Here is a 21,325-nt window from a genome sequence, read left to right as displayed (position 1 = left end):
CACCGATACGCGGAGGTTGAGATCGACTCACCTCCGCTCCGCGGACAGGACGCCATGAGCGTCCTTGTGGGTTCGTCCGTGGTCGGCTCACCTCCGCTCGCACGGACAGGACAATCTCCGACACCGCGGGACTCACCGGTTCTGCGGACGGTTCTCGCGTGTTGCCGCTTGGCCGATGACGGTATCAGGGTGATGGGCTCCGGATCCTTGAAACTCGTCCAGGGCACCCTTCCATTCGACGACTTGACCGAGATCCCCAACGCCTCCGATCGGTGTCAGGGGTGGCGAGGCAGACGACACTCCTTCCGCCACGTCAGCGAAGGCGGGTTCGATGCTCGGCGGTACGCGGTTGAGGCGTTGCCCGAGACCGCGGCGAAAGAGTTTGTGGTGGGGCACCACTACTCCGCGTCCTTCCCCTCCGCGCGGTTCCGCTTCGGGCTGTACGACATCGGTGCCAACGAACCGCAGCTGTGCGGGGTGGCCGTGTTCGGGGTGCCGGTGACGGCCGCCGTGCTGACCAGGCCGCTCCCGGACCTCCAGCCATACATCGAGTCCCTGGAGTGCTCGCGGTTCGTCCTCGTGGACGAGGTCCCGACCAACGCCGAAAGCTGGTTCCTGGCCCGCTGCTTCGACGAACTCCTGGTGCTCGGTGTACGCGGGGTCGTCTCGTTCGCCGACCCCGTGCCGCGTAGAGATGCCTCCGGCACCCTGGTAACTGCCGGGCACGTGGGCACGATCTACCAGGCCACGAACGCGCTCTACATGGGCCGGGCGGTACCGCGGACGGTCAAGCTGCTGCCCAACGCGGTGTTGTGCTGAACGAGCGCATGGCGCAGAAGGTGCGCCGCCAGGAGCAGGGCCACGAGTATGCGGAGAAGCTGCTGCTTCGGCTGGGCGCGCCAGTTCCTCGCGCCGGCGTGGACCCGAAGGTCTGGCTGCGGGAGGCACTGGTGGCCGTGGGGGCCCGCAATCAGCGGCACAACGGTGTGCATCGGTTCGTGTACCGCCTTGGGCGGAACCGACGGGAGCGGGAGAGTATCCGGCTGGGCCTGCCGACTCTTAGCGCCTATCCGAAGACGCCGGACGGTTGGTGAACCTGCCGCCTGGGTAGCGCTGCGGTTCGTCGCCTGGAGCGGTCGGCGTGTCAACCGTGACCGCGAGTTCAGCGACGGCTGGGCTGTGTGGTGGCGTGACCCGCGTATGCCAGCCACGCGGGGCGACGCGGCGTGCACGGTTGACCGCGCTGGCCCGCCTTACGGAGCCCGGGCACTCGGCCGTGGAGCGGTGGTCAGTCCCAGCGGACGGGGAGGCGGAGAGGTCCGCGGAGTCCGGCGGTGGTCTTCCAATGGATGGTGTCGCCGGCCGGGCGGAGGCGAGGCATGCGGATGGCCAGTCGGCTCAGGGTGATCTCGCCTTGTATCCGGGCCAGGGCTGTTCCCAGGCAGGAGTGGATGCCGAAGCCGAGGGTGAGGTGGTGGTTGGGGGTGCGGGTGAGGACGAGGCGGTCGGGATCGGGGAAGGCGCGGGGGTCGCGGTTGGCTGCGGCGAGCAGGAGGACGACGAGCTGGCCGGTGGTGATGTGCTGGTCGGCAAGGGTGAGGTCTTGTGCGGCCAGGCGGATGACGAACTGGACGGGGGCTTCGTAGCGCAGCAGTTCGGTGACGGCTGACGGGGCCAGTGTTGGGTCTGCGCACAGTTGTTGCCATTGGTGCGGGTGGTGAGCGAGTGCGATGACGGAGTTTCCCAGGAAGTCGGTGGTCGTGTAGTGGCCTGCGGTGAAGACCATGAAGAGGTTGGCGGCCAGTTCGCCGTCGCTGAGCGAGCTCGCCCGGTCGGCTGGTGAGGCCAGGCGGCTGATGAGGTCGCAGCGGGGGGCGTGGCGGCGTTGGGTGATCAGTTCGCGGCAGTAGTCGATCGCCCTGGTGACGTCGGTGACGGCTTGGCTGACGGTGGTCTGGTCTGTTTCGTCGCCGCCCCACAGGCGGGCGTACCCGCGTGCTCCGGCGTGCAGGAGGGTGCGTTGTTGCGGTGGTACGCCGAGCATCTGGCCGATGGTGTGCAGGGGCAGTGGGGCGGCCAGGTCTTCGATGAGGTCCATGCGGCCGTGATCGTGCACGCGGTTGAGGAGGGTGTCGACGTGCTGGGTGATGGCGGGGGCGAGGTCGGCGGTCAGGCGCGGGGTGAAGGCTTTGGTGAAGGCGCGGCGCCGGTGGGTGTGGTCGGGTGGGTCGGAGTCGAGCATGGCGGTGTTGAGCAGGCGCAGGGTGGGTGGTGTGCGGGGGCCGAGGCGGCGGGGTACGGCGTGCAGGGCCGGGCAGCGCAGTGCTTGGGTGACTTCGTGGTGGCGGGTGACGGTCCAGTGGTGGCGTACGGGATCCCACAGGACGGGTGCGGTTTCGCGCAGTTGCCGGTACAGGGGGTAGGGGTTGTGCCGGACGGCGGGGATGCCCAGGGCCTGCAGGGTCAGCGGTGCGGGCGTAGCGGCGGTCATCGTGACGGGCTTCCTGCTCCTGGCCGCAGGCCGGTTCCGGTGGGTCCGGTGGTGGGGGCCGAGGCGTTCGGGGGCGGTGGTGTCCCGGCTGCGGAGGTGTGGGTGTTTCCGTTCGGTGCCGTGCATTGGTGGGCGGGGGTGGGGAGTTGTTCGAGGAGGTAGTGGGTGAGGTCGGCGGGGTTGTGCTGGGCCCACATCACGCTGGGGGGGATGCGTAGTCCGGTGTCATGTTCGAGCTTGTTGCGCAGGCTGGTGGACATCAGGGAGTCCAGGCCGATGGCGTTGAAGGCGGTGGCGGGGGTCAGGGCGGCGGGGTCGTGGTGCAGGACGGTGGCGGTGTGGGTGATGACGGCTTGTTGGAGCAGGTGGTGGCGTTCGGCCTGGGTGGTGCACCGGGCGAGGGCGGTGGAGAGGTTGGGGCCGGTGTCGGTGGCGTGTGCGGTGGTGCCGAGCAGGGGGGCGAAGTAGGCGAGGCGGTCGGCGGTGGGGTGGGCTTGCAGCCAGCGGTGGTAGTCGGCGGGGGTGTAGGTGGTGCGGGGGCGGCCGTGGGCCAGGAGGTGGCGCAGGGCCGCCATGCCTTCTTCGGGGGCGATCATTTCGTAGCCGCGGGCCTGCATGAAGGCTCCGGCGCCGACGTCGGCCCAGGGGCCCCAGGCGATGCAGGTGGCCGGCAGGCCCTGGGCGCGGCGCCAGGAGGTGAACTCCTCCAGCCAGGCGTTGGCGGCGGCGTAGGCGGTCTGTCCGCCGTTGCCGAGGGTGGAGGCGGCGGAGGAGTAGGCCACCCACCAGTCGAGGTCGTGTGTGGCGGTGGCCTGGTGCAGGCGCCAGGTGCCGGTGGTTTTGGGGTGCCAGACGCGGCGGATGAGGTCGTCGGTGAGGGTTTCGGTGGTGGCGTCTTCGATGACGGCGGCGGCGTGCAGGACGCCGGCGAGGCGGTGGCCGGTGGCGGTGGCGGCCTGTACGAGGCGCTCGGCGGTGCCGGGGGCGGCGATGTCGCCGAGGACGACTTCGATACGCGTGCCGCGCTGCCTTAGTTCTTCGATGTGCTGCCCGGTGTGGGGGTCGGGGGCGTCGCGTGAGGTGAGGATGACGGTGCCGGCGTAATGGTCGGTGAGCCAGCGGGCGGCGAGCAGGCCGAGGCCGCCGAGGCCGCCGGTGATCAGGTAGCTGCCGTCGTCGCGGACCAGGGGCACGTCCTGGGGGCGTACGGGCAGTTCGGCGCTGCCGTGGGCGGGCCAGGTCAGGGCGAGGCGGCCGGTGTGCCGGCCCTGGGCCAGGGTGCGGTAGGCGTCGGCGGCGTCGGTGACGGGGTGGGCGGTGACGGGCAGGGGCGGCAGCAGGCCCTGGGCCAGGGCCTGGGTGACCTCGGTTGCGGTGCGGGTCAGCTCGGGGTGCTGGGGCCAGTCGCGGGTGAGGTAGAGCGTGTGGAAGGACAGGTTGCGGCCGAAGGGGACGAGGCTGAGGCGGGTGCCGTCGTAGACGTCCTTCTTGCCGATCTCGATGAAGCGGCCGCCGGGTACGAGCAGGTCCAGGCTGGCGGCCTGGGCGGGGCCCGCCAGGCAGTTCCAGACGACGTCGATGCCGTGGCCGTTGGTGGCCTGGCGGAGGTGGTCGGCGAAGTCCAGGGTGCGGGAGTCCAGCACCTGGCCGATGCCCTGGCCGCGCAGGTAGGTGCGCTTGGCTTCGGTGCCGGCGGTGGCCCAGATCTCGGCCCCGCACAGCCGGGCCACGTTGACGGCCGCCAGGCCCATGCCGCCGCTGGCGCAGTGGATCAGGACGCGCTGTCCGGCCTGGAGGCGGGCCAGGTTGCGCAGGCCGTGCCAGGCGGTGAGGTAGGCGATGGGCAGACAGGCGGCGTCCGTCAGGCTCATGGCGTCCGGGACCGGCAGGACAGGCCAGTCGGCCCGCACGGTCACGTAGGAGGAGCCGAGGTAGGGGGCCGCGGCGAAGGCGGCGACCCGCTCGCCCTCGCGCAGGTGGGTGACCTCGCATCCGACGGCGCTGATGGTGCCGGCGCAGTCGAAGGCGGTCTGCAGTTGCGGGTCCTGTCCGGGGCGGGCGTAGTGGCCCGCCGTGGTCAGGACATGGGAGAAGTTCAGGCCGGTGGCGTGCACCCGGATTTCGACGTCGCGCGGGCCCGGGGGCCGGCGGGGGACAGCGATCAGTTCGAGCGAGTCCAGGTCGCCGGGGGTGCGGGCGGCGAGGTCGGCGCGCTCGCGGGTGAAGTCGGCGGTGCGGCGGCGCCGGTCACCGGCTGTCAAGGGGGCGGGGCGCAGGCAGGCGAGCAGGCGCCGTCCGTTGCGGTAGGCGATGTGGTCCTCGGTGGCGGGGCAGGTCAGGAGTTCTCGGGCGAGGCGGTTGGGCGAGGTGTGCGCGTCGGTGTCGAGGAGGGTGGGGGTCAGCCGGGGGTGTTCGTAGCCGAGGGTGCGCAGGGCGCCGCGTAGCCCGGCCTGAGCCAGGTTGGGCATCTCGCCGGCCGCGGTGGTCTCGGCGTTGCGGGTCAGCGCCCACAGCCGCACCGGGCCCCCGCCGTCGTCCCCGGCGGTGAGCACCTGGGCCAGGTGCACGAGGCGGATGACGTGCTCTTGCGCCAGGGCGATCGCCTGGTCGCCATCGTCGGCCCCTGCGGTGCCGGGCACGAAGACCACACCGGTCACCCGGTGGTGGTCATCGCCCGGGGGCGGTCGCAGTGCGGGGGTGTCGTCGGCTGGGGCGAGGCCGGCGCGGGTGCCGCTGGCGGACAGGGCGGCGGCCAGGGTTTCGGCGAAGGGCCGCCCGTTGCCGGTGTGGACCAGCAGCCAGCGCCCGGTGGTGTCCGCGGGGACGGCGGGCAGGGGGGTTTCGCTCCAGTCAAGGCCCAGCAGCCGGGTCTGGAGGTGTTCGTCGGGGCGGCGTGTGGGCACGCTGGTCAGTTCGATGCCGGCCAGTTCGGCCGCCACGACTCCGCCCGGGGACAGGATGCGGACCGTGGCGCGGGCCGAGCGCGGGCCCGCCTGGTGGGTGCGGGCGTGCAGCCAGCCGGTGGCCGGAAGCTCGCCGTACAGCCGCAGGCAGCCGATGCGGGTGACGACGATGCCGCCTTCGGCCGTCTCGGTGGCGTGTCGCCACGCCGCGACCGCGGCCTGGCCGGCGGTGTCCAGGATGACCGGGTGGCAGTGCAGGTGCCGTGAGGCCGGGCGGGCGGCGTCGGGCAGGCTGTAGGAGGCGAGGACGCTGGTGCCGTCCGGCCCGTCGTGCGCCCGCAGCGAGCGCAGCCCCTGGAAGGCCGGGCCGTAGTGCACGCCCAGCGTCTCCCGTACGTCGGTGTAAAAGGCGCCGGTGTCGATGGCGTGGCGGTGGGCGGCCCGCAGCGCATCGAGGTCTGGCTGTTCGGGCGCGTCCTGCCAAGCCGGGGCGCTGAGGTCCAGGTGCTCAAGGCGGGCGGTGGCGTGGTGGGTGCGGCCGTCCTGGGCGTTGCCCGTCTCCACGGCCCACTCGGCCCGGCCGGGGCGGGCAAGGGTGGCGTGTGCGGTCACCGTCACCGGGCGCGCTACCGCCAGCGCCCGGTGGATGTGCAAGTCGGTGACACGGACGTGCCCGGGCGCACCGCCGAAGAGGTCGAGGGCCGCCTGTACGCACATCTCCGCGTAGGCGGTCGCGAACAGCACGGGGGCGCCGTTGAAGGTGTGATCGGCCAGCCAGGGCACCTGCTGGGGGTCGAGCCGGGCCTGCCACAGGTGACGGCCGTCGGTGTCCGGGTCCGCCACGTGCGGACCCACCAGCGGGTGTCCGGCCACCCCTGCTGCCGCGCGGGGACGCGACGGCGGGACCGACAGGTGCTGGCGTTCCCACGTCGTGGCCGGAGCGTCCACCAGCCGGCCGTCTCCGTAGTGGCGTGCCCAGTCGACGTTCCCTCCGGCCGTGTGGAAGGCGGCGAGCTGCGCCAGGAAGGCGCTGCGCTCGTCGCTGTCGCGCAGCAGGGACGCGACGGCGGCGACGGGGCCGCCGGCGCTGGCGGGGATGGCACCGCTCAGCAGGGGGTGCGGGCCGAGTTCGACGAACAGCCGGTACCCGTCGTCCCAGGCCGCCCGTACGGCTTGCGCGAACTGCACCGGCCGACGCTGGTTGGCGAACCAGTAGGCGGCATCGAAGCCGGCCGCCTCGCGCGGGTCGTCCAGCGCCGTGGTGTAAAAGGGGACGCGGGCCGGGCTCGGCTGCAGGCCGGCCAGTTCCTGGGTGAGTGCCGTCTTGAGCGCGTCCATGTGCCCGGTGTGCGAGGCCACATCCACGTTGACCAGCCGGATCCCGATGCCCTGGGCCTCCCAGCGTGCGGCCAGGGCGCGCACCTGCGCCGCGTCCCCGCCGATGACCGTCAGATGCGGGGCGGTGATCACCGCGACCGACACCCCGACCACGTTCTCCCGCGCGAGCCGCTCTTCGACCTCACGGTGGCCCAGGGCCACCGAGGCCATCAGCCCCTGTCCCGCCGTGCGCAGGATCAGCCGGGAGCGGCGGCAGATCACACCGACCCCGTCCGCCACGCTCAACGCCCCCGCGGTGACCGCGGCCGCGGCCTCGCCCATGGAGTAGCCGATGATCGCGGCGGGCTCCACGCCCCAAGAGCGCCACATCGCCGCCAGGCCCATCTGCACGGCGAACAGCGTGGGCTGGACACGGTCGAAGCCGGTCACCACCTGCCGGGCCGTCAGCGTGGTACGCAGCGAGAAACCCGACTCGGCCGCCACCAGCGGCTCCAGCTCGTCGATCGCGGCGGTGAAGGCCGCATCCGTATCCAGCAGACCTCGGCACATCCCGGCCCACTGCGAGCCGTGCCCGGCGAACACCCACACCGGCCCGCGCTCCCCGGCCCCCGGCACCTGCTCCCCGTGCGCCACGCCGTCCACCGGCCGGCCCTCGTGCACGGCCCGCAGCCGCGCCAGCAACTGCGCCCGGCCGCCGGCCGTCACGGCTGCCCGGTAAACGGAGTGTGAGCGACGCACCGCCAGCGTGTGGGCCACATCCGCCAACAAAGCGTTGGCGCCGTCGGCCTCCAGCCAGAGCGCCAGGCGCCCCGCGGACTCACGCACCGCGCCATACGTGCGGCCGGACAACAAGAACGCCCGGACCTCGCTGTCCGCACCACCCGCCGCACCGGAGCGCGCGGGCGCATCGGCTGGCGCCCGACGGCGGGAGACGGGCGCCGTACGCTGTGGGGGCGCTTCGACGATGACGTGCCCGTTGCTGCCAGTGGCGCCGAAAGACGACACCGCAGCCAGCCGCCCCGCACCCGCGACCGGCCAGGGCACCATGGCGGTCGGCACGAACAACCGCGTCCCGTCCGGGTCCATCAGCGGATTCCACCGCGTGAAGTGCAACGTGGCCGGGACCGCCCCGTGCCGCACCGCCGCGATCGCCTTCAGCAGCCCGGCCATCCCCGAGGCCGCCTCCGCGTGCCCGATGTTCGACTTCACCGAGCCCAGCGCACACCTGCCGCGGCCCGCCCCGTACACCTCGGCCACCGACGCGAACTCCACCGGATCCCCGGCCGGCGTCCCCGGGCCATGGGCCTCCACCATGCCCACATCCCCCGGGTCCACCCCCGCACACGCCAGCGCCGTCCGGTACACCTCCACCTGTGCCGCAGCCGACGGGGCCGTCAGACGCGTCCCCATGCCGTTGACGTTCACCGCCGAGCCCCGCAGCACCGCCAGCACCCGGTCCCCGGCCCGCAGAGCCTCCGCGAGCCGCTTGAGCACCACCACCCCGCACCCCTCGGCCCGCACGAAGCCGTCCGCCTGCGCATCGAACGGCCGCGACTGCCCCGTCGGCGAATACCCCTCCCAGCGGGCGAACGAGGCCACCAGCTCCGGCCCCAGCGCCAGTTGCGTACCCCCGGCCAGCGCCACCTCCACCTCCCCGGCCCGCAGGGCCTGGCAGGCCGCGTGCACCGCCATCAACGACGAGGCGCACGCCCCCTCCACGGGCAGGGCCGGACCCCGCACATCCAGCAGAAAACCGAGCCGGCCGGTGACCACGCTGTCCAGGGCGGTGAAGAACGTGTACGGGTCACAGTCCGTCGGCCCGCGCTGCGTGCGCAGGAGGTAGTCCTTGGCGTAGGAGCCGAAGTACTGCCCCACCCGCGCCCCCGCCAGCCCCATCGGTGGCATCCCGGCGTGTTCCAGCGCCTCCCACACCACCTCCCACAGCAGCCGGTGCTGCGGATCGGCGAACCGCGCCTCGTGCTCATTCATCCCGAACGCGGCCGCATCGAACGCATACACGTCCCCGTCCAGAAAGCCGCCATGACGCATTCGGGCCAGCACCTGTGCCGGGAGTTCAGCCAGTTCGGCCTGTGTCCACCGGTCCGGCGGCACCTCGCGCACCGCATACTGTTCCTCCGCCAGCAACCGCCACAAATCCGCAAGGGACTGCACCTTGCCGGGCAGACGACATCCGGCCCCCACGACCGCGATCGGGTAGTCCGAAAAAGACGTCGCCATTACAGCCCTTCCCTTCCCCGCACAGAATCCGGAAATTCAACGGCTTCACAACACGGCGAATTCGGTGCAGCGATGCCGGCACCACGCCGTAGACCACAACGGCAAGCCGCCAGTGGCACCGCCCCCGGAAACGGACCCGGATCCGAGAACAGCGCCACAGCGGTGCGACGACCGGCTCAGAGGCCGAAGTCGTCCTCTTCCTCGTCCTCGTCGCACAGGTCCAGGGCGAACCAGCGGTGCACCGAGTTGCCGTCGAGGTCCAGGTGGACCTCCAGCCAGAAGACCCGACCGTTCAGCTTCCGGAACTGCGGCGATTCACTCTTGATGGCCACCGCGCCCTGCCACGCCTGCCGTGGCGCAGGCGTTTCGTTCTCCTGGCACCTGAAACCGCCGATGCCCTGCAGGAAGGCGATGCCGCAGCCCTCCTTGGACCGCAGGAAACCATTTCCCGTGGCGATCTCGGAGCCATCGGGCAGCGGCTGCCCGGTGTGGGTGAAGACGATGAAGGCCGCAGTGCCGGCCACCCGCCCCTCGCCCGCCGCGGAGACCTCGTTGCGCTCGGCGCCCGGCAGCACCCGCTTGGAATTCACCTCCAGGGTGAACTTCGCTACCTGCTTCTGCCCCATTCCGATACCTCACTCTCCCAGATTGGAAAACCGGCATACTGAGGTTTCCCGGCTGGTTTTTTGCGACGCCGAAAAAACCAGACAGAAACGAGGAATAGGATTCGTATTACTATCATCATGCGTATTTACTGGCACGAAGCTATGCTGTTTCACTGAAGTGCCGCACCGACACATGCGCACCAACAAGAGACAAGGGTCCAGCGAACGCTCGTACGTCCAGCGGGGAACAGGTGCCACTGTTAAACGAGTGGTTCCAGTGACAGTAGCGTCCCCATGGCGTCGCATGGTCGGCTGAAGCGAAAACGTGTGGCGCACACTGCCACAGGGGCTCAAGCGGCAGGCGAGACAACAGGGCAGGCGTGCTGGCAAGTGGCGGGAAATCAACTATCGTGCGGATCGCTCGGAAGAACTGGCGGATGCAGTGCCTCCAGGCAGGTGCGCAGCGCGAGACCGAGCTCGTCATGTTGCGGCCGCATCCATGCACCAACCGCCGTGTCGCGCAAAGTAACGCCTTCGAGCGCCTTCGAAACGAGAACTGCTCACCAACCACCGGCGACGACAGCGGCGGTAGCTGCTCACGTTGTTCATCACTGCTGGTCAAGCGCCTGGTGCTGATCGCAAAATCAGGGATCCTAGAGCCGCTGTCCCCCGTTCCCAAACCGCTCGCAGAACTTCTGTTCCGCTGGATGGACAGCCGGGACAACACACCACCGTCGGTCGCACCGTCGCGATCCGGCAGCACGTGCTGGAGATGTCCGCCCCGGTCGTCGCGGATGCTTTGGGCTAACACCGGGTCATCACGGCCAAGCTGGCCTCCGAAGCTGGTGGCACCTAGTACTCCAGCTGTAGATCGTGATCAGGGGTCGTGAGACGCTGCCCTTCATGATCGCCAAGCTGCAGTGTGTGGTGTTGGACTGTGCCGATGTCGTTGCACTGTCCGGGTTCTACCAGTCGCTTCTCGGCGGCGTAGTGAACCAGCCGGATCCGCGGTGGTCGCTCGGCGACGGCTGGGCGACGCTCCACACCGACGGGCTCGTGCTGGCCTTCCAGCGAGTGGAAGACCATCAGCCATCACGGTGGCCGGATCCCGCTCGGCCTCAGCAGTTCCACCTCGGCCTGGGCGTCAAGGACCTGGACCGAGCTCAGGAAGAGGTTCTCAGTCTGGGTGCCTCACTGCTCGATGCGGGGGACAGGAGGCGGAGTTGGCGCATCTTCGCGGATCCTGCAGGTCACCCGTTCTGCCTCGTCCGGGACTGACAGGAGACACCGCAGGGGCGCGGCCACCGTTGATCATCATGAGTTGTGTGGACTAACGATGAGACGGTGGCCGCAGGCCACAGCAGAGATCCCGCCCGATGGCGGGAAGCGTTCGAGGTGGCCATGAGCCAGATCGTGGGCCGGTTCAGCCGCTACGAGCCCCGCCTGCGGGCCGGGCGGCTGGTGCTCGGCCCGCTGTCGGACCTGCCGCGCAAAAACTGCTGGACCATCGCGGAATGGGCCGGGGAGACCACCCCGCACGGCATGCAGCATCTGCTGTGCCGGGCCGTCTGGAACGCCGACGCCGTCCGCGACGACGTGCGCGAATACGTCGTCGAGCACCTCCACGACGATGCCGCGGTGCTGGTCGTCGACGAGACCGGCGATGTCAAGAAGGGCACCCACACCGTCGGCGTCCAGCGCCAGTACACCGGAACGGCGGGACGGATCGAGAACTCCCAGGTCGCCGTCTACCTCGTCTACGCCGGCAGCCGGGGACACGCGGCGGTGGACCGGGAGCTGTACATCCCGCGCTCCTGGACGAGCGACCCGGACCGCTGCCGGGCAGCCGGACTCGGCCAGGACACCGCCTTCGCGACCAAACCGGAACTGGCCCGCACGATGATCGAACGATTCCTGGACGCCGGACACACGTCGGCTGGGTCACCGGGGAGGAGGTCTACGGCGGCAACCCGAAACTCCGTACGACTCCGGAGGAACGCGGCATCGGCTATGTCCTCGCGGTGGCATGCTCGGCCGAAGTGCCCACCGGCGCGGGGAATTTCCGCGCCGATGCCCTGGCGGCGAAGGTGCCCAAACGAGCCTGGCAGAAGCTCCCGGCCCGACGAGGCGCGAAGGGGCAGCGGTTCTACCCCCGGGCTGTCATCGACCTCACCGAGCCGGCCCCGGGCCGCAACCAGCTGCTGATCCGCCGCAACCGCAGCACGGGTGAACTCGCCTACTACCGCTGTCACTCCACCACGCCGGCATCCCCGGCCACCCTGGTCAAGGTCACGGGTTCCAGATGGCGAGTGCAGGAGACCCTCCAAAGCGAGAAGGAACTGGCCGGGCTGGATGCACACCAGGTCCGCCGCTACCCCTCGTGGGCCCGCTGGGTCACCCTCACAATGCTGGCCCACACCTTCCTCGCCGTCGTCCGCGCCGACGAACACGCACACCGGCCTGCGCCGGACGACCTGATCCCGCTGACCTGCAACGAGATCTGCCGCCTGTTCATCGCGCTCGTCGTCCGGCCCGTCCGCGACACAGCCCACCGGCTTGCCTGGTCCGACTGGCGCCGCCGCCACCAGGCACGATCACGCACCAGTCACTACCGGCGGCAAGCCGCATCCCAGACGTGAAGATCACGACCTACAGCTGGAGTACTAAGGGCCTGTCCGACGGATCCTCACGGGCAAGTAGGTATCGGCCTATACCAGGCAACCCGCCGGGCTTAGCCCAACGGCGTGCCCTCGGCTGTAGTTGATCGTTTGAACTGGTGTGACGATCAGTACTGCTCGGGCGCAGGCGGTGGGCTGGACGACGGTCGGGGCCGTGCTGGCGATGGTCCTTGCCGGAGGCTGCGCAGCGGAGTCACGGCCGACGCTGCCCGCCTCGGAGCAGGGCCGCAGCGACCTGATCAAGGCCGCCCAGCAGGTGCTCGTGGACCGGTGCATGACGACCCGTGGCGCCGCCGGGCCTCCCCCGGACGAGAAAGCGCTCTTCGGTACCGGCCCGGCTCAGCTGTCGCTTACCCTCGCCACCGGCTATACCGTCCGCACGCACACGGACGGCTGCCTGGCCCAGGCACAGCGTTTCCTCTACGGCGACCAGGCCCGCTGGTTCCGCGCTGAAGTCACCGTCAACAATCTGCGCCCCGAGGCAGAGGTCCAGCTCGGCAAAGACCCCAGATACCGGGCGGCACTCGCTCGCCGAGCCGCCTGCCCCGACAAGGACGCCCCCTGTGTACGCGCCAGCGGCCTGGGCGAACTGCGGGCCCGGCTGGAGCCTGCCCAACTCGCTGAGATCCGTGCCGCGCACCGCAAAGAGATCACCACCTACCGCCAGCTTCGCGACCGCGCACTGCACCGCGCGGCCGGCCTGCTGGCGGCCCAGCCATCCCCTCACCAGAAAGGCCACGACCCCTCATGATGAAAAACAGGCTGCTCACTGTCGCCGCCACAGCACTGCTCCTCCTCACAGGCGGCCTCGCCGCAGCCAGCCCGGCAGGTGCAGCCAACTGCCCCAGCGGTGAATTCTGCGCCTGGACATACCCCAACTTCGGAGGCCAGCGCGTCAATTGGTCCGGCGACGACGACGAGTGGGAGGCCCCGATCGCTGATGCGGACTCCTCCTGGGCCAACCATGCGGTTTCTGGCCCGGGCATCAAGGACCACGTCCAGGTCTACGAGAACCCCGGCCAGGTAGGTCTCGGGACGGTCTGCCTCGGCCCCGGCCAAGAGGTCGCCTCCGACTCCTGGGCCAACGACAGCGGCGGTTCCCACAAGTGGGTCATGGAGTGCTGAATCCATACGCACAGGCCACCGGCCCCCGCCGGATGCAGCCCGATGGGGGACCGGCTAAGCGCCATTCCAGAAGTTCTGTCGATAACTGCTCGGGAACCAGGGGCTGGTCCAGGGGCGGCGGTGGTCAGGAGCTGGTCGGGAGAGTGGGTACGGAAGAAGGCGTGGATCTGTCGTCGGCGGCCCGGCCAGGTGGTGGCGGTGTTCGCGATGAACGTCTTCAGCGCGCCCCAGATCCGCTCGATGGGGTTGTCGTGCGGGCTGTAGCGGGCTCCGTACCACAGGTGCAGGCCGGGGCGGGCGGCGACGAAGTCGCGGACCACGCGGGCGTGGTGGATGGGGTCGTTGTCACACAGCACCACCACGGCCGGGGCGGCCGGGAAGCCCGCCACCAGCTGCTGGAGCAGTGCCAGGAAGTCGGCCGCACGGCGGCGGCCGAGCCGGTAGCGGAAGGCGCCGGTGGTCACCTCCAGCGCGCCCAGCACGGTCAGCTGCCGGTTCTTGCCCGGGGTGGCGATGGGCGGACGGTGGGCGAACGTGGTCCAGGTGGACCGCAGGTGCACATGAGTCTCGTCGGCCGCCCACACCACCGTTCCGGCCGGCAGCAGCCGCAACCGGCGGGTGATGGCGGCGATCACAGCCGGGCGCCGCGGATCGCCGCGGGCGACGAGCTTGGGCCGCCGCCAGACGGCCACCTGCCGCACCCGCCGGTACAGCGTGCGCCGGCTCATCACCGGCCGGTGCAGGTAACGATGCAGCCGTGGGACCGTCCAGGGGCCCGGCCGCGCCAGCAGTGCAGCGATCCGCGTGGGCAGCCGCCGGCCGCCCAGCTTCGGCCGTCCACTGCGGGGCCGGTCGGCCAGGCCCGCTGCCCCGCAGGCGTTGAAGCGGCTGATCCAGCGGCGCACCGTGGCCGGGTCGTACTCCACCAGCACGGCAATCTGTGCCGGTGACAGGCCGTGCAAAGACAGCAGGACCATCACCGCCCGCACCACCGTCCGGCCCCGGCCGCGCAGCAAGTCCCGTAATCGCTCACGCTCGGCGTCAGACGCATTGGCGAACACGGTGGGCGGGCGCACACTGACCACAACCTCGCCGGGTGGGCGGACGATGCTGGCGCTTCGATCGAACACCCGGCGAGGGCCATGTCAACACCTGCCGCCCCACACGGTCTTGCCCTCCGATACGCGCAAGACTTCTGGATACGGGCTTAGCTCGCCGGCAAGCTGCGCATCCTGGTGGGACGGCGGATCGAGCACCCTGGCCGCCCGGTCGCCGGGCCTCTTCCGAGCTGGGGCGAAGGGGCGTTGGGCCTGCGCCGCGGGCAGACGGCGGAGCTGGATGAGTTCACCCGCGCCGACAAGAAGAAGATCGTTAAGACGGCCTGGGCCGACCGCCTGGCCATCGAGGCACGGATTCAGGCCGACTGGGACCTGGTCGCCCGCGGCGGCGATCCCGCCGCGGGAGGAGGGCAGGAGTCGGCGAACCCGCTGTGGGCCATCGCCCACGACGCCTGTTCCGTCACTGAACTCAGCCAGCACCTGCCCACGTGGGAGGCCATGCCGGCGCCCCTTCGGTCGCTGCTGCCGCCGGATGCTCCGCCCGGCAGCGGCAAGCGCAGGCTGCTACGGCACCTGGTGCACCAGCTGTTCCTGCACAATCGCGATCTCCAGCCGTACCGCGTCCTGCTGATGGCGGCCACCGGCCGCACATCCGAGGAAGTCAGCGCCCTGAACGAGGACGACATCGAATACGGCCCGCACAGCGTGTCGATCGACTTCAGCAAGGGGCGGGCAAACGCCCAGGTGCGCAGGCCTTCTCCACCGAGCCCGCTCAGCCCACGGCGCTCCTGCACCCGCACCGGCCGAAACTGGATCCTGCCGAGATCACCCGGCGGCTGCTGGAGCTGAACCGGCCGCTGGCCCAGCGGGCCGGCATCGTGGCGCGGATCTCAGCGGCACGGGCGACCACGGCAGGGTCCGGCGCGTCATCGACAGCCAGGGCCTGGAGGTCCGGGTGGAGGGCCCGCCCGGAGCACATGGCGCGCAGACCGGACCGCCCGGCCTGGAGCGGAGTGCAGCAAGCAGAGCAGTCGGCGAACTCTGCCCAGCGGCGACGCGGGGCCGGAATCTGCCAAATCAGCCGGTCGGCCACCAGCTTGGCGGGGCCCATACCTTGGCCGGGAGGCCCTGAACCACGGCGTCCGTGATCTCCACGGCGGAGGCGCCGTTCTGGAGCCACTGAACGGCCAACGGGACCAGCTCCTGGCCTGGGACTGGAAGAGGCGGAGACGGCCGTCCACGGCCTCCAGGCGGGCCAGCACGCGGGCTGCTTCCTGGGTCTCAGGCTCGTTCTCCTGGAAACCCTCCCACGCAGGGGCGGCCGGGGCCTGCACCTGGGGCACGGAAGGGGAGGGGAAGGTCTTTTCCGGAGTCTTAGTCCAACTGGCCTGGCTCAGGAGCAGAGTTTGTGAACATCGTGCTGGTGGCCAGTTCCGGGCGGATAGGCACGGTGCCGGCACCGGCGCGCTTATTGGTGATGGGGGCACGGGCGGCCAAGTGCTGTCGGCCAGCAGATGAAGCCTGAGCAGTGGAATGGAATCAGGCGGGATTGATCATGGATGAGGGGAGCCCATAGAGTGTCGCTCTATGCGCGACACGAGCACGCTTGCCCCGCTGCAGGAAGTGTGCCCGTCTTGCTCCACCTGTCAACTGTTATGGACCTGATGGCGCGTGGGGCTTGCTTATCGCTGGATTCGCGCCACACCGTATCACGATGATCAAGGAATCATGAAAAGACGTCTCGCAACCAGAATGACGGTGCTCGTTCTGGTGCTTTCCGTGCTGCTCACGGGCGGCATGTCATCCGCACTTGCCGTCACTCCTAAGTCCGGTGATTCAGACCCGGTAATCACGAAAATCTTCAAAGCATGTCACGGACTCCTGCCCTCCAAAAAAATCGAGTGCATGAAAAGTGAGGCAAATGATGTAGTAGGTGACTCCATCGAGGAATGCTCCAAGGAGCCGGTCACTAACCGCATCACTTGCCTGCTGGACCGTGTCAAAGGCGAAGCAACCCAGATTGCAGGTTTGATCTACTACCTCCACTTGTTGTATCAGGTGTCACATGGCCGAGGCGAGGATGACTCAGTACTCGGCAACCCTTCGCAGGTGCTGCGCATCCTGAGTGACCCGCTCGTCCTCTTGGAAGACAAGGAGCTCCTGGCCCGTCTCAAGCGAGAAGTCGAGGCGGAAATCGGTGAGCTGAAAGGCGTCAACGCCAATGGCAACTGTAAAAAGGACGCATCTTTCCTTGGCAAGCTGAATTGCCTGAGGGTGGAATACATGCCCGAGGCCACGGCGAAGGAGACGATGACCTGGCTGGCCTATGCGCAGATAGTCGTCATATACCTGGCCGACAGGAAGGAGGTCGGTAAGCAGCTCATCAAGCTGCAGGGCGACCTCTCACAGGCCGCAGGCGACCCGGCGAAACTCAGGGACCAGAAGTTCCGTCACCGCCTCTCGGGCGAACTCAAGGAGGCCAGGAAGCGCGGTCTGGCCAACCTCGACTTCTGGGCTTCCTACGGTAAGGAGCTGCGCAGCGGCTTCGACAGGCTTCCGGAGATCACAAAAGGCGTAGCGGCCGTCGCTGACGGCATAAAGGGAATCGGCGACCTGAACGTCGGCGGACCGGAATGGGACAAGACCTTCAAGAACCTGGACAAGGGGTTTTCTCTTCCTTCTGACTGGGGCAGTATCTTCGGGCCCGGCGGCTTGATGGATCAGACTAATAGAGATCTGGACCGGTTGAACAAAGATCTTGACCAGACAAATAAAGATCTGACTCGGATGAACCGGGAACTGGACCAGATGAACAAAGATCTGGCTCAGATGAACCGGGAACTGGACCAGATGAATGCCAGCATTAATGCTGGAATGAGCGAAATTGATCGCCAAATGGCCGGGCTGAGAATAAATTTGGCCAAGATGAAAGCGATTGACGCCCGCGAGCATCCGGAAATCTTTGAGCACCTCTTCCGGGACCTGGATCTCTCCGGAATCGACGACTACCTCCGTAGCGGCCCCAAGGGTGACGAGAGTCCCGTCCTGCAGACGATCATGTCTGGGATTCTGGACTTCATCCCCATCGCAGGCGACATCAAGGGGATAGGCGAAGGTATCAACGGCAAGGACATGGTGACCGGGCAGGAGCTTTCCGGGCCCGAGCGCCTCATCGGTTCGATCGTCATGCTGCGCTGGATGAAGGCCGGCAAGAAATTCATTACCGCCGAAGAGCTAAGCAAGGCCATGAAGGCGGAGAAGGCAACCGGCAAGATCGACGGATGGCTGCGCAAGGATGCCTGGCATAAGGTGCCGGAGTCTTTGAAGGGGTATGAGAGTGTTACTCGTAAGGGAGTCGGGTACCGTTGGAACGACGGCAAGGGTAACGGCATCAGGATCGATAAGGGAAATCCGAACAATCCTCAAAAATACCAGCAGGTCGACCACGTGGTGATCAACTCGGGGGGTAAAGTTGTCGGACGGAACGGAAAGCAGATCTCGGGCAGCATCGAAAACGACCCCCGTGAAGCACACATTCCTCTCGATGAGTGGGTCAAGTGGAAGGAATGGAACAAGCCATGACTGGTATTGATATCCGGTTCCCAGAAATGCGCGAGCGGGTAATTTTCGCCGTGCGGCATCTTGCCGACCAGCAATACCAGCAGAAGATTTGGATGGAACAGCAGTACCCGCACCCGGACTACTACGATGATTTCAGTCTGACACTCAACTCCCTGGACGATACTGCCGTGCTGGACGATCCGGTGGCAGCCATCGGCATCACTCTGTCCTGTGCCGACGAGGCGGAAGCGATGAGGCGTCTCGCGGACCGGTTGGATGAGATCATTAACACTGTCGGTGGCCAGAGTCCCGATAGTCACTTCCTAGCGTCCCCTCTGTGGAGCGGGGTCATCGAGGCAGCTCAAGATGCTCTTGAAGTCCTGACGCGATAACCAGTCTGGCCGCCTGGCAGTGCAGGACCGTCGGACAGGACGCCGGCTGGCCCGACGTCCGCGCTGGCATCCGCGTTCTCGCCGCCATGGCTCTCACCAGCGGCCTGTCCGCCGACCGGACCGCGACCATCACCCGCCGACTCGGCCTCATCCCCCAACAATGTGACAACGACCTACGCCAGCGAGTTGTGGCAGCACATGATCAAGAAGATCACCGACCAGCCTGAGTTCGCCGCACTCGGTGGCCACCGAAGAGGCCCCGGGGGAGTGCAACAGTCAGTCAGTGATAGGAAACGGCCGCCCTGCCGGTCAGTCCAAGTTTCTCCTCGCGATACCGGGCACCGTTCCGAACGCCAACAATAGGAAAGTCCGCTTCAAGTATCACTTCTCGAAATTCGGCGCCAGAAAAAATGTTCCTGGCTTCGGGAGCGATCGGCCGCTGCGCCGGCTGGGGCGCGATGAATCGCGCTACAGGGCCAATCGGAACATCGCAATAAGTATCCGCAAGAAATATTGGGGAAAAAATTACCCGAATAGTGATCTGGGGGCTCCGAGAATGTGATGAATAGCCATTCGTCAGCACGTATCGGGGAACAGTGCAAGCCTTACGGGAGCCTTCCGTTCCGAAGAGTGACTATTCCGCACTACCCATCCCTGGAGAGGCAACAGAGCGGGCGGCGTCATGCTCTCTGGCTTCGACAGCAAAAACGGATCCTGGGCGGCCGGAACGCAGACGGAGAAGAAGTTGATGCATACGTCATGGTCATAAAATAAGGCATCATGCCGGGTGGGGACGAATGTGGTCTCCACCCGGCTCACCGCACTCAATCGGCAGGCCAGAACTGCGTGAGATAGCGCTCGACTCCGCTGGGGACATCAACCCAGGCCAGTCGACGCACGGCTTCACGGCCCGAGCACCGCGCCCGCATGCGGCCAGAGAGTCCGAGGCCGTCCGAGGTCGAGGTAATTTCCGGAATTCCCCATCATCTCCCAGATGGCCAGCTCTCCCGTCGGGGAGTCAATTTCACCCTCGGCCTCGGCCTCCCAGTCTTCGCCATCCGATTTGGGTGGGGCGCCGTCCCATACCTCGGCAAGCAATAGGGCGGTGTGAGTGTGCCCCCCCCCCCACTGCTGACGTCGACCCTCCGTTCATGGAAGGAAAGGAAATCGTTGTCCGGTGCGGCGTCATCCGGGAACGGAATCGGCACCAACCCGTCGTCCGCCTCCTGGAAGGCGAAAGCATAGTATTGGACTTCTACTTCCAGTTCCTGCCGGCTGAGCAGGTGCGCCATCGCGTACCCCCTGTAACGCTTCATTCGGTGGGCGCGAGCCTAAGGGCTGTCCCGCAATTGATCTTCGGCTCGGGTTGGACGCGAGTCCCCCTGGCGCGGCATGCTCGCCTATCCGGCGAGGGCGAGGTCGTGCAGGCGGGCAATGCCGAGCATGGCGTGGTGGACGCCGTCACCTTTGAGGCGGCAGTCACGCAGGATCTTCCAGCCCTTCATCCGGGCAAAGATATGCTCGACGCGGGCCCCGACCTGTTTGTGGGACTTGTTGTGTGCCTGCTTCCAGTCGGGCAGCTCTTCGCCTTTGCGTCGGCGATGTGGCATGACGAGTCCTGTGCCGGGATAGCCGCCGTCCGCGATCGTCGTGGTCCTGCCAACGGCAGCCTTGGCGCCGGATTCCGTCCATGCCTTGCAGTCGGCGCGGTTGCCGGGAAGCGGTCAGCCGACCATGACGATCAGGCGGGTGTCGGCGTCGATCACGACCTGATGGTTGGTGGAGTACCGGTAATTCTTCGACTGCTCGGCGACGGTGTGGTCCCGGGTAGGTACGAGCGTGCCGTCCACGATGAGTACGGCGTCCTTGCGGAATCGCTTGCGTGCCTGGAGTGCGAGCCTGGGGCCGAGGTGGTCGATGACCCGGTCAGCTGCGGACTTTGAGATGCCGAACAGCGGAGCGAGCTGCCGTATCGTCAAGTTCGTGCGCCAGTAGGTTGTCACGAGCAGGACTCGGTCCTCCAGCGGAAGGCTCCACGGCCGGCCTCTACGGACCGTGTCCGCGCCCTCGCGCCGCAGTGCGCTCACCAACTTGGTGAAGCATCGCAGGCTCAGCCCCGTGAAGGGGCCTATCCAAGACGGCTCCGACACCGTGATCACACCAGCCACGGAAAGATCATCTCTGCCGTGAGCAGCGATATGAGACGACCGTCAGGTCTACAGAAGGCGCACGGCGAGCAGCGTCTGCCAGGTCCAGCCGATCATGAGTGAGACGCGCTGGATAAGTCCGCCCAGATCCACCCAACGTTGATGCTGGCTGAACGCGGCACTGGCCAGCGCCATCGTGGTTGCGAAGAGTACACCGCTGGCGATCGAGTAGAGGGCCCATCCCAGCGAGGTGGACAGGGCGAAGACGAAACAGGCTACGGCAAGGGCGAGGAATCCGATGAGGGAGAACAGGTCATGCAGAGCCCCGACGCGGGTGGGGTGCTGAAGCTGATCGGGGGTGCCGACTGGGTAACCGCTCACCGGATCCGTGCGGAAGACACCTGCGCCAAGCAGGCCGACCGCCCACGCGCCGATCAGTAAGGCACCCCAGCGGGAAGGCCCATCACGCCAGAGGCCCACGGCGAAGATCAGCGATAGCAAGCCCGCGAAGAGGAAGTTGAGGGTCTGAGCCCACCCGGCACGGCCGAGGGCGAGCGAACTGACGGGATGACGGAGCGGTCTATAGCCCACACGGCCGGCGCCTTCTACGAGATACGCGATGGTGAAGAGAGGTCCAGCAGCCAGGCAAGCAGCACTTGATTCCCCATCCCGTCAACATAGGTTGACGGGATGGTGGCGTCAACCCTGGTTGACAGAAGGTGGCGTCCTCTGGCCGTTGTCCCCAAGTGATCATTTACGGGACGTCTCTTAGACGTCGCTGCGACCCAT

At 67.9% G+C, this 21,325-nt stretch carries 12 protein-coding genes and 3 pseudogenes; 9 read left to right on the top strand and 6 right to left on the bottom strand.

Features of this window, described 5'->3' with window-relative positions; translation table 11 throughout:
• Positions 1-387: 387 nt before the first annotated feature.
• Positions 388-819, top strand: coding sequence for a hypothetical protein (locus KGS77_RS30355; RefSeq protein ID WP_242586310.1), 432 nt, complete (start codon positions 388-390; stop codon positions 817-819).
• Positions 813-1,094 carry a hypothetical protein gene (locus KGS77_RS30350; protein ID WP_242586309.1) on the top strand — a complete coding sequence of 94 codons (282 nt, stop codon included), beginning with the start codon at positions 813-815 and terminating at the stop codon, positions 1,092-1,094. The genes KGS77_RS30355 and KGS77_RS30350 overlap by 7 nt, the downstream gene beginning before the upstream one ends.
• A gap of 194 nt (positions 1,095-1,288) precedes the next feature.
• Here the strand turns inward: KGS77_RS30350 and KGS77_RS30345 are convergent, their stop codons facing one another.
• From KGS77_RS30345 to KGS77_RS30335, 3 genes are all read right to left on the bottom strand, one after another.
• Positions 1,289-2,491: a cytochrome P450 gene (locus KGS77_RS30345; RefSeq protein WP_242586308.1), complete on the bottom strand. Its 1,203-nt coding sequence runs from the start codon at positions 2,489-2,491 to the stop codon at positions 1,289-1,291.
• Positions 2,488-8,970: a type I polyketide synthase gene (locus KGS77_RS30340; protein WP_242586307.1), complete on the bottom strand. Its 6,483-nt coding sequence runs from the start codon at positions 8,968-8,970 to the stop codon at positions 2,488-2,490. Before KGS77_RS30340 ends, KGS77_RS30345 begins: the two co-directional genes overlap by 4 nt.
• 176 nt (positions 8,971-9,146) lie before the next feature.
• The gene (locus KGS77_RS30335; RefSeq protein ID WP_242586306.1) at positions 9,147-9,596 is read right to left on the bottom strand and encodes a hypothetical protein; all 450 of its coding nucleotides are present in this window, start codon (positions 9,594-9,596) and stop codon (positions 9,147-9,149) included.
• A gap of 882 nt (positions 9,597-10,478) precedes the next feature.
• On the opposite strand from KGS77_RS30335, the gene KGS77_RS30330 reads away from it, so the two are divergent.
• The 4 genes and pseudogenes from KGS77_RS30330 to KGS77_RS30315 all read left to right on the top strand — a co-directional run bounded on the left by KGS77_RS30330 (position 10,479) and on the right by KGS77_RS30315 (position 13,378).
• On the top strand, positions 10,479-10,853 hold the full coding sequence (locus tag KGS77_RS30330; protein WP_242586305.1) for a VOC family protein: 375 nt from the start codon (positions 10,479-10,481) through the stop codon (positions 10,851-10,853).
• A 123-nt stretch (positions 10,854-10,976) separates the two neighbouring features.
• Positions 10,977-12,214 (top strand): annotated as a pseudogene (locus KGS77_RS30325) (IS701 family transposase).
• A 139-nt stretch (positions 12,215-12,353) separates the two neighbouring features.
• Entirely contained in the window at positions 12,354-13,004 is a 651-nt protein-coding gene (locus KGS77_RS30320) for a hypothetical protein (protein ID WP_242586304.1), read from the top strand.
• Positions 13,004-13,378, top strand: a complete 375-nt coding sequence (locus tag KGS77_RS30315; RefSeq protein ID WP_242587784.1) for a peptidase inhibitor family I36 protein — start codon at positions 13,004-13,006, stop codon at positions 13,376-13,378. Before KGS77_RS30320 ends, KGS77_RS30315 begins: the two co-directional genes overlap by 1 nt.
• Before the next feature lie 54 nt (positions 13,379-13,432).
• On the opposite strand, the pseudogene KGS77_RS30310 reads toward KGS77_RS30315, so the two are convergent.
• A pseudogene (locus KGS77_RS30310) lies at positions 13,433-14,454 on the bottom strand (IS630 family transposase).
• A 159-nt stretch (positions 14,455-14,613) separates the two neighbouring features.
• Between KGS77_RS30310 and KGS77_RS30305 the strand changes: the two are divergent.
• The 3 genes from KGS77_RS30305 to KGS77_RS30295 all read left to right on the top strand — a co-directional run bounded on the left by KGS77_RS30305 (position 14,614) and on the right by KGS77_RS30295 (position 18,389).
• Entirely contained in the window at positions 14,614-15,285 is a 672-nt protein-coding gene (locus tag KGS77_RS30305) for a hypothetical protein (RefSeq protein WP_242586303.1), read from the top strand.
• 822 nt (positions 15,286-16,107) lie between these two features.
• Positions 16,108-18,018 (top strand): pre-toxin TG domain-containing protein, encoded by a 1,911-nt coding sequence (locus tag KGS77_RS30300; RefSeq protein WP_242586302.1) that lies wholly within the window; start codon positions 16,108-16,110, stop codon positions 18,016-18,018.
• Positions 18,015-18,389 carry a hypothetical protein gene (locus KGS77_RS30295; RefSeq protein ID WP_242586301.1) on the top strand — a complete coding sequence of 125 codons (375 nt, stop codon included), beginning with the start codon at positions 18,015-18,017 and terminating at the stop codon, positions 18,387-18,389. The genes KGS77_RS30300 and KGS77_RS30295 overlap by 4 nt, the downstream gene beginning before the upstream one ends.
• A gap of 1,400 nt (positions 18,390-19,789) precedes the next feature.
• Here KGS77_RS30295 and KGS77_RS30290 read toward each other — a convergent pair.
• Both KGS77_RS30290 and KGS77_RS30285 read right to left on the bottom strand, forming a co-directional pair.
• Positions 19,790-20,557, bottom strand: a pseudogene (locus tag KGS77_RS30290) (transposase).
• Between the two features lie 48 nt (positions 20,558-20,605).
• Positions 20,606-21,181: a DUF998 domain-containing protein gene (locus KGS77_RS30285; protein ID WP_277994335.1), complete on the bottom strand. Its 576-nt coding sequence runs from the start codon at positions 21,179-21,181 to the stop codon at positions 20,606-20,608.
• Between the last annotated feature and the right edge of the window lie 144 nt (positions 21,182-21,325).

The organism is Streptomyces sp. MST-110588, assembly GCF_022695595.1.
Classification (GTDB): Bacteria; Actinomycetota; Actinomycetes; order Streptomycetales; family Streptomycetaceae; genus Streptomyces.
The sequence above is the reverse complement of the archived record's forward strand: the minus strand, read 5'-3'. Positions and strand labels throughout refer to the sequence as shown.